A 14,479-nucleotide genomic window follows, 5' to 3' on the forward strand; every position below is an offset into this window, starting at 1 on the left:
CAATTATTTTTGAAAGTTTAAAAACTTTTACTTACATTTGAACTATGGAATTCAAAGAAGCAAAAAATAAGTTTGTACAAACCTGGGGAGCATTAGGTTCTCAATGGGGCATTAATAAAACCATGGCACAGATTCATGCTTTATTGATGGTTTCGAATGAAGCTGTTTCGATGGAAGACATTATGGAAGAATTGCAAATTTCCCGTGGAAATGCAAGCATGAACCTAAGAGCTTTAATGGATTGGGGAATTGTTTATAAAGAATACAAAGCCGGAGAAAGAAAAGAGTTTTTTACTGCTGAAAAAGATTTAGACGAATTGGCGGTTAAGATTTCAAGAGAAAGAAGCAAAAGAGAAATTAAGCCTGCTTTGAAAATCTTAAAAGAAGTTTCGACAATCGAAGCAAAAGATTCTGCAGAGGAAAAACACTTTGTAGATCAGACATCCAAACTTTATGATTTTGTTTTAAAGGCAGATAATATGTTAGATAAAATGACCGAATTTAATGAAAACTGGTTGGGGCGTCTGGTTATGAAAATCATGAAGTAAAAAATTTTAATTAAAACTTTCATTTTTTTCTGAAAGTTTAAAACAATCAATAACTATGAAACTGCTACTAATAATAAACAAAAAAAATTGCATTGTTCGCAACTTTAACATTGTTCATAATCATTTATTTTGGATTGTTAGCCCAAATAGTTTTGGGAATTATTCAGGTTATCTCAGCTATTTATTTGACAGCAAAAATCTATTTCAAATCAGATTATGCTAAAAAAAATTTATCGAATTATTGGATAGTAACAATCACAGAACTCATTTTAGTTTATTGGTTATTCTACAATTTCCAAGAAACTTATGATACTGTAAAATGGCTCATTATGTTAGTTTTCCCCATGTCAATTGCAATTTATTTTTATATAATAATGAAAAAAATTGTTGAGGAATATGAATTAATTAATAATTAATAATTAATAATTATAGAATAGATTAAATATCAATAGATTCCTATTTCTTCTAAAATTTTATCTACAATCAAAAAAGTAAATTATGAATACAATTATACCCAATTGGCTTATAATTCTCAGTGGATTAGGCCAGATATTCACCGCTTTAATCTATCCTTACATTCGTCACAATGTTTTTGACTGGTACAATGATGTCAAACAACTTAAGCCTCTAAATCAGGAAATCGTCAAAACTTACGGCAGATATATTCAGGGATTAAATTTTTGTTTTGGATTAATCGCTATTGTCTTTACAACTGACTTGAAAGAACAATCTGCATTGGCAGTTGCTTTGACCGGATTGATCGCTTTGTACTGGGTTGGAAAAGTAACAACTCAAATTGCCTATTATTCGATGTATCAGATTCCGCAGAAAATGATATTCAAGATTGGAAGCTATGGTATGAATACTCTTTTTGTACTCTTTGCTGTGGTTAACAGCGTATTGTTTGTCCACAATTTAATTGGTCACTATAAATTATTCTAATCATGAACCTCAACCTCATTGGGTATTTTATTTACCTCAGCATTACGATTTTCATTATTCTGAAAGTTGGAAAAATCTGCTACAGAAACGGTAATATTTACGTTTCTGAATTGATTCCCAATCACGCTGACATTTGCCAAAAGATTAATCAGGTTTTATTAATGGCGTATTATCTCTTAAACATTGGTTATTGTGCGATGACTCTCATTTCATGGGAGAAAATAATTTCTTCCACAGCATTAATCGAAATAATTTGTTTAAAAACAGCTGTCATCATTTTTATTATCTCAATTCTGCATTATCTCAACATTTTTATTATAACAAAATACATTCAAAAATTAATCAAATAACTAAAATCCAAACAATTATGGAAACTACAAAAATTTTAATCGGTTACAGTATTTATTTACCAATTGCATTATATCTTACCTATTACGTTTCTAAAATACTTTTCAAAAATGGTAAAATCTTTATGCTGGATATTTTTAAAGGCCGTGAAGACATTGCAGAAGCGACCAACAGACTTTTTGAAACCGGATTTTATCTTTTAAATATCGGCTTTGCCTTAATGATTTTACAATTACAATTAGGACAAGACAGTTATCAGGAACTTATTGAAAGATTAAGCTACAAAATTGGCGGATTTTCTATTTATCTTGGCGTAATGTTATTCTTCAATTTATATTTCTTTTTTAGAGGAAAAAAAAAGGCTAAAGAAGCTCAACAAGAAGAACGATTGGTTTTTAAAGCTTAAATTTTAAAGGACTATTCCTAACAGGTTTTAAAAATCTGTTAGGATAATCTACTCTAAAATAATCCTTAACTTTTAGAAAATGACACATCAGGAAATAGTTAAAAAAGTAGAATGGAAAGATTTAAAAGATCTTACCTTCAAAGAAATGCTGATCGAAAACAACTTAACAATTCCGTGGTTTTTAATTTCGATGACCCTTGCTTATTTTGGGTATTATATATTGGCCCTTCCATTTTCAGCTTTTTTCTTTTTAACCGGATTAAGACAAGTCCATAATGGTTTTCATAATTCACTTGGCACCAATAAATTCCTGACCTGGTTTTCACTTTATTCAAACAGTATTCTTATGATGGTTTCTATACATGCCGTTAAATTTAATCACATAAGACATCATAAATATTGTTTAACGGATGAAGATTACGAAGGAAAATCTGCAGGAATGACCTGGTACGGAGCAATTTTGTATGGGCCTGTCCATATGTTTTTGATTCATAAAATCACCTTACAATTAGGAAATAAAAATTACATCAGAAATGTAATTTTAGAACTAACTTCTATCGCAATAGTGGTATTTCTTGTTTTTTATTTCAATATTTATTTTTTGATTTATCATTTTATAATTATGGTCTTCGCCGAATTTCTGATGGCTTTTTTTGCGGTTTGGACTGTGCATCACGATACCGAAGAATCTCCGGAATATGCCAGAACACAAAGAAAAGAATGGAAAAACAAAATTACCTTTAGCATGTTTTATCATTTAGAACATCATTTATTTCCTGCAGTTCCAACCATTAAACTGCCCGAACTGGCAAGAAGAATTGATGATGCTTTTCCAGATATTGAAAAAAAAGAAACTTTTTAAATTATGAAAAAACTCGTAATCGCAGCCGGAACAGGTTTTCTTGGACAGGTTTTAGTAAATCATTTTAAAGATAAATTTGAAGAAATCGTAATCCTGACCCGTGGAAATTCAACAACTGTTGACAGAGTAAAATATGTAAACTGGAATGCGAGAACTTTTTCAGGTTGGGAAAATGAATTGGAAAATGCCACGGTCTTAATTAATCTGGCAGGAAAATCTGTTGATTGTCGTTATACTAAAGAAAACAAAAAAGAGATTCTGTTATCCCGAATTGAAAGCACGAAGGTTTTAAACAAAGCGGTTTTAAATTGTAAAAATCCCCCGAAACACTGGCTGAATTCATCAACCTCAACAATATATCGTTTTTCTTTGGATAAGGAAATGGATGAAACTAATGGTGAAATCGGAAATGACTTTTCTATCAACGTAGCACTTTCATGGGAAAAAGCATTTTTTAAAACAGAAACACCAAATACTTTAAAAACAGCTTTACGAACTTCTATCGTTTTAGGAAAAAATGGAGGTGCTTTTATTCCTCTATACAATTTGGCAAATTTTGGTCTTGGAGGAAAACAGGGAAAAGGAAATCAGTTTGTAAGCTGGATTCATGAAGAGGATTTTGCACGAGCTATTGATTTTATCATTCATAAAGAAATCACAGGTGTTATCAATGTCGTTTCTCCAGAGCCCATTCGGAATGCAGATTTCATGGAGAAACTTAGAAAAATAGTTGGTTTTCCTTTTGGAATTCCAATAAACACTTTCTTATTAAAAATTGGCTCTTTCATTATTCGAACAGAAGCAGAACTGGTTTTGAAAAGTCGAAATGTCATTCCGAAAAGGCTTTTGGAAAACGGATTTACATTTGAGTTTGAAAATGTAAACGATGCTTTTAAGAATTTAATCAAAAAAGATAAAAAATAATCCATGAAATATTTAAAAATAATTTTAATCCCTGTCCTTTTCGCCTTAGTACTACGAGTTGTATTTGGTGTTTCTCTCCTTGATGATTTTCTATCTGTTATGACCTGGACCTTTTTCATACTTGTTCCGGTTGCTATTGGCGCTTTAACAGTTTATTATTCCCCTTTAGAAAAAGTTAAATCTGTGTCTTATAGATTTTTTGCACCATGGGTCCCCATTATTCTTATAATTGGACTAACAATTTTAATAGGTCTGGAAGGCTGGGCTTGCTGGATCATGATTTCTCCGCTCTTTTTTATTTTTGGCTCTGTTGGCGGATTAATCGCCGGACATTTTAAAATTAGAAAATCGGAAGAGAATGAAATGCTAAATCTCTGTGTATGGGTTATACTCCCTTTTGTAATTGCTCCAATTGAAAAGAGTATTCCGTTGAATCCGGAAGTATTTAGAACATACACTTCAATCATCATAAACAGTAATGACAAAACAATTTGGAATAATGTAACTTCCGTCAAAGAAATTAAAGAAAAAGAAGATTCTTCAACCCTGACAAAATGGCTCGGTTTCCCAAAACCAATCAAGGCCGAATTAGACAAAGAAGAAGTTGGAGGTTATCGAAAAGCAATTTTTGAAAAAGGTCTCATTTTTAATGAAACAGTTACGGAATACAACGATTTAAAATTAATGCGTTTTAAAATAAAAGCGAACACTTATGAAATTCCATCAACCACTCTGGATGAACACATTTTGATTGGTGGAGAATATTTTGATATGCTCGATGGCACATACGAATTAGAAAAAATATCCAAAAATCAATATAAACTAATTCTTTATAGTAACTTTTCAATGAAAACCACATTCAATTCATACGCGGGAATTTGGGGAAAATGGATTATGAAAGACATTCAGAATAATATTTTAAAAGTAATCAAAGAGAGAAGCGAAAACTAAAAATGACAACCATTCATCTGATCACAAAAATAAATGCTCCAATAAAAACAGTATTTGATGTATCAAGAGATATCGATATTCATCAGCAATCTGCAGCACCTTCAAAAGAAAAAGCGATTGCCGGTGTGACTTATGGTTTAATCAGTTTAAATGAAACGGTAACCTGGAGAGGAAAGCATTTCGGTTTTTACCTGACTCATAAAAGCCGAATTACAGCAATGGATTTATATAACTATTTTGTAGATGAAATGGAAGAAGGAAAATTTAAAAATTTCAGGCACCAGCATTTTTTTGAAGAAATAAACGGAGTTACCATAATGACAGATCAACTGCAATATGAAACTCCGTTTGGCATTATCGGGAAATTATTCGATGCCCTGTTTCTCAAAAATCATCTGATTTATTTTCTTATGGAAAGAAATAAAATTCTCAAAAAAATAGCAGAAAATCAATAGACATATTTTCAAATCAACAACTTTAATCATCCTAATTTTTTAAACTTTCCCCCAAAAAAGTATAATCCATTAAGTGATTAGCACGAACAAACTCTTGAAACAATTTAACTTTTTTATTAGTCTTAATAAAGGCTCCCATAACAACATAAGCCCTTTTTAAGTAGTTTTTTTGCATAAAATTAATTTATACTAATTCAGCCTGTTTGGCAGATTTCACAGGAACATTTTCTACATTATGTCCATAATATGAAAAACCTCCTGTTCCGTTCCATTCGTTGTCGATTGCCAAATGAGCATCAAAGCTGGCTAAGAAAGAACCAATTGCCGGTGGAGGAACTGAATGAACATATTGTCCTTTTAAGCTAACAACCTGTGTAAATTTTCCGATTCCGGTTGCAAATATTTTTCCTGTTACCGGAACTACGATATGGCTATCCGGACCTTGTATAGCCTGAGTGATCACTACTGTACCAGATACTGAGTGCTGTGATGGTACGACAACTAAACTAAATGATGCAACTGGAGCACCTGGTAATCCAACATTTCCGATTGTGCCTTTTGCTAAATAAGCACCTGCTAATAGATCTGACATAACTTTAAATTTATATTTTTCTTACTCATAAGGCTTTTCAGAACCGCCTCGTTTTTTTTAGTGGGTTCTGCTCCACTGATTTAATTTATTATCCTATCTATCAATAGAATAGTATCTGCTATATCAAAACTATATCAGATAAGTAGATTTAAATATAAAAATGTTATGAAAGGGAAATTTTAAGCCATGAGGAAGGCAAATAATGATATCAGGTTATTCCTATATTGAATTCTCCTTAATACAAAATAACAATCACAACAAAAAACAAGAAAAACATTAAAGCTTTAATTTTCAACAAGCTGAAAAATTTAAAATATCTGTTAATTTAAAATTAATTAATCCCCATTATTAATGTTAATCTCTAAAGGAAACCAAAAACGACCATATAAATCCTGTTGATTCCCATCTGAATTTAAATAATACAGCGAGAAGTATATTTTAATTTTGCATTTTCCCGGATGAGAAACTATCGATTCAAACCATATTACATTTTGATTGGTATTAGTAGCAGGCAATCCATCTTCACTATTTTCATTGTTTGAAACAGTTTTTATGGATAAACAAACTGGCTTAAAGTGAACAATACTTTTTTTTAATGATTTGTAATTTGGTATTTGATTCAAAATAATAGCATCTGATGAATTTCCATCAATAGAAATTCCGGAAATAATCATTTTGTTGGTGCATTTAGGATCAACAGAAACTGCATGCAGAGAATTTATACCTGAATCTCCATTTTGTTTTTGACAAACTACAAACCAATTATCTCGTTTTATTTTGATAGGTTTTGCTATATCGATATCCAGATCAGAGTATTTACTTTTAATTGAAACTGTATCAATTACAATCAAAATTTCAAGTGCAGTTTGTTGAATAATTGGAAGAGAGGTGTCCATTTTGATTGCTTTTAGATTAAGAAAACACGAACTAAAAACAGTTCGTGTTTTCAAAAACTTTATTAGTTTTCAATAAATAATTAAGCTGGAACTACAACTTGTGGATCCCAATAGTAGTATCCATATAATTCTTGTGTCTGACCGTCAGAGGCAAGAGTATAAACAGCGATGTATACATAAAAATTCTCAGTTCCTCCTCTGGCAATTTTAGAGTCATAACTCGTAAAATTCTGAGTAGTCAAAACTGGAGGAATACCATTTGGCTGATTTGGATCAGGCTGTACAGCTCTGTTTCGTGTAACAATATCAGTCGTAAAATTATTAAAGACTTTGTCTCCTGCCCAGTATTTAATTCCGTAAAGGATTACAGAATCATCAGAGTTTTGCTGGATTGATGTCCCTCTAAAAGAAACATAATCTCCTGCATTTGCTCTAAAACTCAAATCTGCTGTACCCTGGCCGGAAACAATACCTCTTGGACTGTAGCAAATCATATACTGACTGCTATGATTTATCCCTACTGGGTTATTAGGATCTGAATTTTTAGAAAAATTATTCTTGATATATTCTGTATCTATTACAACAAGAATATCGATTTGTGCCGATGAGGCTGCTGAACTTTGGCTCATGATTACTATTTGTTTATTTCCCTACTCTTAAGGCTTTTTGGGATTACTCCTCCGTTTTTTTCTGTACGAAACAGTTCGTTTTTTCACAGTGGGTTCTGCTCCACTTTTAATTTTGCTGCTTTTAACTAAAATTCCAGGAACAAGGTTTATAAAACTCTGAAAATCAAATTAAAAAATTAAAAATAAATTTTGCTAGCTTTTTATTTCTGACCCAAAACTATAGCAGACTTTGAAAAAAAATGAGAAAAATGTTACAAGACAGGAAATCTTGGTTATAAAGACAAGGAAAAACAGTCTTTTTAAATTAAAAAAAGTAGGAAAGGAATCCGATATTATTAAACGTATTTAATAAATTGATCCTGTTAAAACAATATGGCTACAAAAAAACAACCATTAGCCACCAAAGAATGGGTACACTTTCGACCCAAAAAGAAGTATAATATTTAGATCGATCAGGATTTGCACATGCAATAAACAGCATTAAAATGACAACCATAATAAGATTTATTACGGCATCACGATAATTAAATGTAGAGATTAAAATTTCTAAAAGCCAAAACGGAATCAGTAATAAGAAGCCTAAAAATTTAGTTCTGTTTACCCCGATTGTCTGTGGAACGGTTTGAAGATGCGGGTCATCATTCGCTAAATCAATAATTTCAAAAACCAGAATCAGTACAAAAACCAATATAAAACGCTGAATTGATTTTATAAAAAAATCAGATGTCAGGCTAATTTCCGCATTGATCAAAGGTAAAACCAGCGTCGCTCCTACCCAGCAAATAGCAACAATATAAATTTTTACTCCTGCCCAGTTTCTGGCATTTCTTCTATTCGGAAAAAAAGGCAAAGTATACAGTGCCGTGACAGCAAAAATTCCAACGGAAACAATTTGGGTAATTCCCTTCAAATGGAAGAAGTAATAACCCACTAAAATCATCGAAATAAAACTGAAAACAGCAATAATTTTAAGCTGAGTCCCGATTGGATTTCTCTTTATACGAACAAGCGCATCATATTTAACAAAATTATACCCCACAATTGTCCCAAAAAAAACAAACAAGGCTATTGGTTCATAGTACTGAATATGAAACACATGAAACGTAATCCGTACCAAAGCATAACACGACAAAGCCACGTGAATACTGCTGTTTAAGTAAAAATCAAATATCTGTTTCAGTAGTTTCATTCTTCAAATCTAATCAATTGTTAATAAACCAACCCATTGGTTGAAAAATTCATAAAAATTGAAGTTAAAAATACCCATTAAATTATTAATAATACTTAATTTTGCGCCACAAAAAAACAACACATTTACTATAAAATGTAATAAAGCTTGTGTTCTGCTGATCAAATTAAAGAATACAGGATAAAATTACATTCTTTTAAAAAAAAATTAGATAGCTACAAATGAGAACAGATGCTTTTGCTTTAAGACACATTGGCCCAAGAGAAACCGATCTTCCATACATGTTGAAAACGATTGGAGTGGAATCGATTGAACAACTTGTTTACGAAACACTTCCGGATGATATTCGTCTAAAAGCACCTTTGAATTTAGATCCTGCCATGACAGAATTCGAATATGCAAATCATATTCGCGACTTAGGAAAGAAAAATAGAACATTTAAATCATATATAGGTTTAGGATATCATCCAACCATCGTTCCGGCTCCAATTCAAAGAAACATCTTCGAAAACCCGGGATGGTATACGGCTTACACACCGTATCAGGCAGAAATCGCTCAGGGACGTTTGGAAGCTATTTTAAATTTCCAGACTACAGTTATCGAGTTAACCGGAATGGAAATCGCAAACGCTTCTTTACTGGATGAAGGAACGGCTGCTGCAGAAGCTATGGCGTTATTATTTGACGTTCGTACCCGCGACCAAAAGAAAAACAATACACACAAATTCTTCGTTTCTGAAGAAATTTTACCTCAAACTTTATCAGTACTTCAAACACGTTCAACTCCAATCGGAATTGAATTGGTTGTTGGAAACCACGAAAACTTTGATTTTTCAAATGAGTTTTTCGGAGCGATTTTACAATATCCGGGAAAATACGGTCAGGTAAACGACTACAGCGCTTTTGTTGCTAAAGCAAAAGAAAATGAAATTAAAGTTGCCTTTGCAGCAGATATTTTATCATTAGCGACTTTAACTTCTCCGGGAGAAATGGGAGCTGCGGTTGTAGTGGGAACTACTCAACGTTTTGGTGTACCAATGGGTTATGGTGGTCCTCATGCTGCTTTTTTTGCTACTAAAGATGAATACAAAAGATCTATGCCGGGGCGTATTATTGGAGTTTCTATTGATGTAAATGGAAACCGCGCTTTACGTATGGCGTTAGGAACCCGTGAACAGCACATCAAACGTGAAAAAGCGACTTCAAACATTTGTACTGCTCAGGTTTTATTAGCTGTTATGGCCGGAATGTACGCGGTTTACCACGGACCAAAAGGTTTAAAATACATTGCAAACAAAGTTCACGCATCAGCAGTTACAGCTGCTGAAGCTTTAAATAAATTAGGAGTTTACCAAACCAACACGGCTTACTTTGATACTATTTTAGTAAAAGCAGATGCTCAAAAAGTAAAAACGGTTGCGGAGAAAAACAAAGTAAACTTCTTCTATCCTGATGCTGAGAGCATTTCGATTTCGTTTAACGAAACGACTTCTGTTGCTGACATCAACCAAATTATAAAGATTTTTGCTGAAGCTTTAGAAAAAGAAACTTTCACAGTTTCTGAATTAAGTGAAGCAAGTCAATTACCGGCTTCTTTAGAAAGAACATCTTCTTTCTTAACGCATGATGTTTTCAACAATCATCATTCAGAAAGCCAGTTGATGCGTTACATCAAAAAATTGGAGCGTAAAGATTTATCATTGAATCACTCGATGATTTCGTTAGGTTCTTGTACAATGAAATTAAACGCAGCTTCTGAAATGCTGCCTTTATCTATGCCAAACTGGAACAGTATTCACCCGTTTGCACCCGTTGATCAGGTTGAAGGTTACCTTACAATGCTGAAAAGATTAGAGCAGCAATTAAATGTGATTACAGGTTTTGCCGGAACAACTTTACAGCCAAATTCTGGAGCTCAGGGAGAATATGCTGGTTTAATGGCAATTCGTGCTTACCACATGTCAAGAAATGAAGGTCACCGTAATGTATGTTTGATTCCTTCATCGGCTCACGGAACAAATCCAGCTTCTGCAGCGATGGCGGGAATGAAAATTATCGTTACGAAAACAACTCCGGAAGGAAATATTGACGTAGAAGATTTAAGAGAAAAAGCAATTGAGCACAAAGATGATTTATCTTGCTTAATGGTAACGTATCCTTCTACTCACGGAGTTTTCGAATCTTCAATTATCGAAATCACAAAATTAATCCACGACAACGGCGGATTAGTATATATGGACGGTGCAAACATGAACGCACAAGTTGGATTAACAAACCCTGCTACAATTGGTGCTGACGTTTGTCACTTAAACTTACACAAAACTTTCGCGATTCCTCACGGAGGCGGCGGACCTGGAGTTGGACCAATTTGTGTGAACGAAAAATTAGTTCCGTTCCTGCCAACCAACCCAATCTTAAATGTTGGTGGTGAGCAGGCAATTACTGCTATTTCATCTGCACCTTACGGATCTGCTTTGGTTTGTTTGATCTCTTACGGTTACATCACCATGATGGGAGCTGAAGGATTAAAAAGCTCTACAGAACACGCGATCTTAAATGCGAACTACATGAAAGCACGTTTCGAAGGTCACTATCCAATTCTTTACACAGGAGAATGCGGAAGAGCAGCTCACGAAATGATTTTAGATTGTCGTGCATTCAAAGAAAACGGAATCGAAGTTGGTGATATCGCAAAACGTTTAATGGATTACGGTTTCCACGCTCCAACAGTTTCTTTCCCGGTTGCCGGAACTTTAATGATCGAACCTACAGAATCTGAAGATTTAGCAGAATTAGATCGTTTTTGTGATGCGCTTATCTCAATCAGAAAAGAGATTGAAGAAGCAAAAGCTGATGATAAAAACAATGTATTGAAAAATGCTCCTCATACATTAGCCATGTTAACTACAGACAACTGGGATTTCCCTTATACAAGAGAAAAAGCAGCGTATCCGTTAGATTACATCGCTGAAAATAAATTCTGGCCATCTGTTCGTCGTGTAGACGATGCATACGGAGACAGAAATTTAGTTTGCAGCTGTGCTCCTATTGAAGCTTACATGGAAAACTAATTTTTTAGTTTTTAATTATTATACTAGACCCGACAAGTTTTTTAAACCTGTCGGGTTTTGTTTTTTAGTTGGTTTCAAGTTGCTGTAGAGAACTTGAAACCTGAAACTTGAAACTTTTTTAAACAAAAATAATAATCAAGGCGTGTCACCATTTAAAGAAAGACCTAAATATGCGTTACATTCAGGAGGCCTTTTTTTAAATGCTGTCGGGCTATCCGGGCTACTTCGGTAGCTTCCTCCTATCCCTCACGCGATCAAAACTACAAAGACCATCAGATTTTTTTAAAATGTTGTATTTAATTTAATGTGTAGTTGGCAAATAGATTTTAATTATTTGAAATATAGGTGCTTGTAGTGATGTTTTAAGTGAACATAAATTTGTAATCAATAAAATCCGTTTTGTGATTTGGAAAAGAAAATAATACATTTGAGAATAATATATGATCAAAAATTAGCAACAACGAAAACCGAACAATGAATTTCACGAATATTACAAATAAGATTAATTGGCGTATAATAGTCGTTCATATTGTTGCGACATTTTTTATCATCTTCGCTACTAAACAATTTGCACAACTTAATGACATAGAACTTATCAAATTAGTAGATAAGTATGGTGTTGAAAATTCAATTAAACAATTGAAAAACGACCCCAACTCTCCAAGTCGAATTGCATATTATTTATTCTGGAACGGTGCTTCAAATTTAATTGGGCTGATAATTGCATTTTTAATATCATTAATCATATGTATACAAAAGAAGGTATTTTGGCTTAATGGGCTGATTGTTTTTATTGTCGGACTAATATTTAATAAACTTGGTTTATTAAATGGCCATACTATTTCCAGAATATTTTTTTCATTTTATGAATTGTTTCCCCACGCTGCAGTTCAATGCAAATTTTTTATTAACGGCACAATATTATTTCTTACAGCGATTTTTATATTTTTTAATAAGTGGACGAACAATTTAACTTTGAATTCTATGCTAACAAAAGATTCTTAAAAGAATTATATCTAAATTTTCCATGTTTCAATTACTTAAGAAGATATGAAAAATTAGTGTAATGAAGTGTTTGTTTGATTTTCGGATGATTCATTACAACTAAATATATGTCTTGTTTTAATCCTAAATCGCATTCAGCAACATAACTTTATGATGCTGTTTTGTAAAATCATTCCTTTAAAACAAAATTACAAGTAAAAAAAAATATCCAAAATTTCATTTCAATCGTTTGAAATATTGGAAATATTAAAAAATCATTATAAAAAAGACAATATATCTATTTAAAAATCGTTATTTCATAATTATATGCATGCATAATAATTTTTCTACTCTTAATAATATATTTATTTATAAATTAGCCTACAATTTACCAGGAAAAAGAAACCAATGAAAATAAAAATTATAGGTATCGGAAGTTACATTCCGAAAAAAGAAGTTAAAAATACCGATTTTGACAAACATGTTTTTTTAAATGAAGACGGAACTCCTTTTGGTTATCCTAACGAAACAGTAATAAAAAAATTCAAAGGCATTACCGGAATCCAAAATCGCCGTTATGCCGAAGACCAGCATATCACTTCAGATTTAGCTTTTTTTGCAGCCGAAAAAGCCATTGCAAATGCTAACATCGACAAAGAATCTTTAGATTATATCATTTTTGCGCATAATTTTGGTGATGTAAAATCCGGAACTGTTCAGTCAGACATGATTCCTAGTTTAGCCACCCGTGTCAAAAACAAACTCGATATCAAAAATCCTAAATGTGTGGCTTATGACATTCTTTTTGGATGCCCGGGCTGGATTGAAGGCGTATTGCAGGCTAATGCTTTCATCAAATCCGGAATGGCAAAAAGAGTTTTGGTAATTGGAGCTGAAACCCTTTCAAGAGTGGTTGACGATCACGACCGGGATTCGATGATTTATTCTGATGGTGCCGGAGCTTCAATTTTAGAAGCCTCTACCGATGAAGCCGGATTATTATCTTATGAAAGTGCCACTTATGCAAACGACGAAGCTAATTTCCTTTTTTTCGGAAAATCTTACAATCCCAATTTGGATCCCGACATCAAATACATCAAAATGTACGGCCGTAAGATTTACGAATTTGCATTAAGCAACGTTCCAAACGCCATGAAAGAGTGCTTGGATAAAAGCGGAATCGCTATTGATGAGGTTAAAAAAATCCTGATTCATCAGGCAAACGAAAAAATGGACGAAGCCATAATTGATCGTTTTTATAAATTATACGACAGAACCGCTCCCAAAGATATCATGCCAATGAGTATCCATGATTTAGGAAACAGCAGCGTAGCAACCGTACCAACATTATACGACCTGTTAATTCAGGGCAAGATTGAAAATCACGAAATCAATAAAGGCGATGTAGTTATTTTTGCTTCGGTTGGAGCAGGAATGAATATTAATGCATTTGTTTACCGATATTAAATTTTAGTAGCTATTCAGGCTATCCATTACAAGTCCACACTTAAAAAATGTGTTTTTTTATGCCTTAAAAAAGCTTCTTCCAGTCGCTTCTTTAAGCCTGCAAAAACTACACTTTTTAAGTCGTGGGCTTTTCATTTCTATCCGGGCTAAAAAACACCAAAAAGAGAAGATATCTTTGTATATTTGCGACCTAATCATAAAATCAAGAACTGGCC

15 protein-coding genes are annotated in these 14,479 nt (G+C 33.0%); 11 read left to right on the top strand and 4 right to left on the bottom strand.

Translation table 11 applies throughout. The features are described from left to right. The first annotated feature begins 44 nt into the window (after nucleotides 1-44). From GXM16_RS08915 to GXM16_RS08950, 8 genes are all read left to right on the top strand, one after another. Nucleotides 45-548: a GbsR/MarR family transcriptional regulator gene (locus tag GXM16_RS08915; protein ID WP_163394019.1), complete on the top strand. Its 504-nt coding sequence runs from the start codon at nucleotides 45-47 to the stop codon at nucleotides 546-548. Between the two features lie 498 nt (nucleotides 549-1,046). Beyond that, entirely contained in the window at nucleotides 1,047-1,490 is a 444-nt protein-coding gene (locus tag GXM16_RS08920; RefSeq protein WP_163394020.1) for a hypothetical protein, read from the top strand. 2 nt (nucleotides 1,491-1,492) lie between these two features. Beyond that, entirely contained in the window at nucleotides 1,493-1,840 is a 348-nt protein-coding gene (locus GXM16_RS08925) for a hypothetical protein (protein ID WP_163394021.1), read from the top strand. A 17-nt stretch (nucleotides 1,841-1,857) separates the two neighbouring features. Further along, nucleotides 1,858-2,244, top strand: coding sequence for a hypothetical protein (locus GXM16_RS08930; RefSeq protein ID WP_163394022.1), 387 nt, complete (start codon nucleotides 1,858-1,860; stop codon nucleotides 2,242-2,244). A gap of 79 nt (nucleotides 2,245-2,323) precedes the next feature. After that, on the top strand, nucleotides 2,324-3,106 hold the full coding sequence (locus GXM16_RS08935; RefSeq protein WP_163394023.1) for a fatty acid desaturase family protein: 783 nt from the start codon (nucleotides 2,324-2,326) through the stop codon (nucleotides 3,104-3,106). A 3-nt stretch (nucleotides 3,107-3,109) separates the two neighbouring features. Next, nucleotides 3,110-4,030, top strand: a complete 921-nt coding sequence (locus tag GXM16_RS08940; protein ID WP_163394024.1) for a TIGR01777 family oxidoreductase — start codon at nucleotides 3,110-3,112, stop codon at nucleotides 4,028-4,030. A 3-nt stretch (nucleotides 4,031-4,033) separates the two neighbouring features. After that, a complete protein-coding gene (locus tag GXM16_RS08945; RefSeq protein WP_163394025.1) occupies nucleotides 4,034-4,981 on the top strand; it encodes a hypothetical protein in 948 nt (315 codons plus the stop codon). A 2-nt stretch (nucleotides 4,982-4,983) separates the two neighbouring features. Continuing rightward, nucleotides 4,984-5,436 carry an SRPBCC family protein gene (locus tag GXM16_RS08950; protein WP_163394026.1) on the top strand — a complete coding sequence of 151 codons (453 nt, stop codon included), beginning with the start codon at nucleotides 4,984-4,986 and terminating at the stop codon, nucleotides 5,434-5,436. A gap of 184 nt (nucleotides 5,437-5,620) precedes the next feature. On the opposite strand, the gene GXM16_RS08955 is transcribed toward GXM16_RS08950, so the two are convergent. The 4 genes from GXM16_RS08955 to GXM16_RS08970 form a co-directional block, all read right to left on the bottom strand. Then, on the bottom strand, nucleotides 5,621-6,028 hold the full coding sequence (locus GXM16_RS08955) for a DUF1842 domain-containing protein (protein ID WP_163394027.1): 408 nt from the start codon (nucleotides 6,026-6,028) through the stop codon (nucleotides 5,621-5,623). Nucleotides 6,029-6,363: 335 nt separating this feature from the next. Beyond that, nucleotides 6,364-6,924 (bottom strand): AidA/PixA family protein, encoded by a 561-nt coding sequence (locus GXM16_RS08960; RefSeq protein WP_163394028.1) that lies wholly within the window; start codon nucleotides 6,922-6,924, stop codon nucleotides 6,364-6,366. A gap of 80 nt (nucleotides 6,925-7,004) precedes the next feature. Further along, complete coding sequence (locus GXM16_RS08965) at nucleotides 7,005-7,553, bottom strand: inclusion body family protein (RefSeq protein WP_163394029.1); 549 nt, start codon at nucleotides 7,551-7,553, stop codon at nucleotides 7,005-7,007. Between the two features lie 376 nt (nucleotides 7,554-7,929). Next, the gene (locus GXM16_RS08970) at nucleotides 7,930-8,742 is read right to left on the bottom strand and encodes a UbiA prenyltransferase family protein (RefSeq protein WP_163394030.1); all 813 of its coding nucleotides are present in this window, start codon (nucleotides 8,740-8,742) and stop codon (nucleotides 7,930-7,932) included. A 221-nt stretch (nucleotides 8,743-8,963) separates the two neighbouring features. On the opposite strand from GXM16_RS08970, the gene gcvP reads away from it, so the two are divergent. The 3 genes from gcvP to GXM16_RS08985 all read left to right on the top strand — a co-directional run bounded on the left by gcvP (nucleotide 8,964) and on the right by GXM16_RS08985 (nucleotide 14,264). Continuing rightward, nucleotides 8,964-11,813: an aminomethyl-transferring glycine dehydrogenase gene (gene gcvP, locus GXM16_RS08975; protein WP_163394031.1), complete on the top strand. Its 2,850-nt coding sequence runs from the start codon at nucleotides 8,964-8,966 to the stop codon at nucleotides 11,811-11,813. A 474-nt stretch (nucleotides 11,814-12,287) separates the two neighbouring features. Next, nucleotides 12,288-12,818: a hypothetical protein gene (locus tag GXM16_RS08980; RefSeq protein ID WP_163394032.1), complete on the top strand. Its 531-nt coding sequence runs from the start codon at nucleotides 12,288-12,290 to the stop codon at nucleotides 12,816-12,818. A gap of 387 nt (nucleotides 12,819-13,205) precedes the next feature. Further along, nucleotides 13,206-14,264 (top strand): 3-oxoacyl-ACP synthase III family protein, encoded by a 1,059-nt coding sequence (locus GXM16_RS08985; RefSeq protein ID WP_163394033.1) that lies wholly within the window; start codon nucleotides 13,206-13,208, stop codon nucleotides 14,262-14,264. Nucleotides 14,265-14,479: the final 215 nt, after the last annotated feature.

The organism is Flavobacterium limi (assembly GCF_010645075.1).
Lineage (GTDB): Bacteria > Bacteroidota > Bacteroidia > Flavobacteriales > Flavobacteriaceae > Flavobacterium > Flavobacterium limi.

Bases quoted from the DNA above. Each gene is read 5' to 3' on its own strand.
- GXM16_RS08925 (WP_163394021.1), top strand. From the start codon at position 1,493: ATGAACCTCAACCTCATTGGGTATTTTATTTACCTCAGCATTACGATT.
- GXM16_RS08970 (WP_163394030.1), bottom strand. From the start codon at position 8,742: ATGAAACTACTGAAACAGATATTTGATTTTTACTTAAACAGCAGTATT.
- GXM16_RS08945 (WP_163394025.1), top strand. From the start codon at position 4,034: ATGAAATATTTAAAAATAATTTTAATCCCTGTCCTTTTCGCCTTAGTA.
- GXM16_RS08930 (WP_163394022.1), top strand. From the start codon at position 1,858: ATGGAAACTACAAAAATTTTAATCGGTTACAGTATTTATTTACCAATT.
- GXM16_RS08985 (WP_163394033.1), top strand. From the start codon at position 13,206: ATGAAAATAAAAATTATAGGTATCGGAAGTTACATTCCGAAAAAAGAA.
- GXM16_RS08935 (WP_163394023.1), top strand. From the start codon at position 2,324: ATGACACATCAGGAAATAGTTAAAAAAGTAGAATGGAAAGATTTAAAA.
- GXM16_RS08915 (WP_163394019.1), top strand. From the start codon at position 45: ATGGAATTCAAAGAAGCAAAAAATAAGTTTGTACAAACCTGGGGAGCA.
- GXM16_RS08980 (WP_163394032.1), top strand. From the start codon at position 12,288: ATGAATTTCACGAATATTACAAATAAGATTAATTGGCGTATAATAGTC.
- GXM16_RS08920 (WP_163394020.1), top strand. From the start codon at position 1,047: ATGAATACAATTATACCCAATTGGCTTATAATTCTCAGTGGATTAGGC.
- GXM16_RS08960 (WP_163394028.1), bottom strand. From the start codon at position 6,924: ATGGACACCTCTCTTCCAATTATTCAACAAACTGCACTTGAAATTTTG.
- gcvP (WP_163394031.1), top strand. From the start codon at position 8,964: ATGAGAACAGATGCTTTTGCTTTAAGACACATTGGCCCAAGAGAAACC.
- GXM16_RS08955 (WP_163394027.1), bottom strand. From the start codon at position 6,028: ATGTCAGATCTATTAGCAGGTGCTTATTTAGCAAAAGGCACAATCGGA.
- GXM16_RS08965 (WP_163394029.1), bottom strand. From the start codon at position 7,553: ATGAGCCAAAGTTCAGCAGCCTCATCGGCACAAATCGATATTCTTGTT.
- GXM16_RS08950 (WP_163394026.1), top strand. From the start codon at position 4,984: ATGACAACCATTCATCTGATCACAAAAATAAATGCTCCAATAAAAACA.
- GXM16_RS08940 (WP_163394024.1), top strand. From the start codon at position 3,110: ATGAAAAAACTCGTAATCGCAGCCGGAACAGGTTTTCTTGGACAGGTT.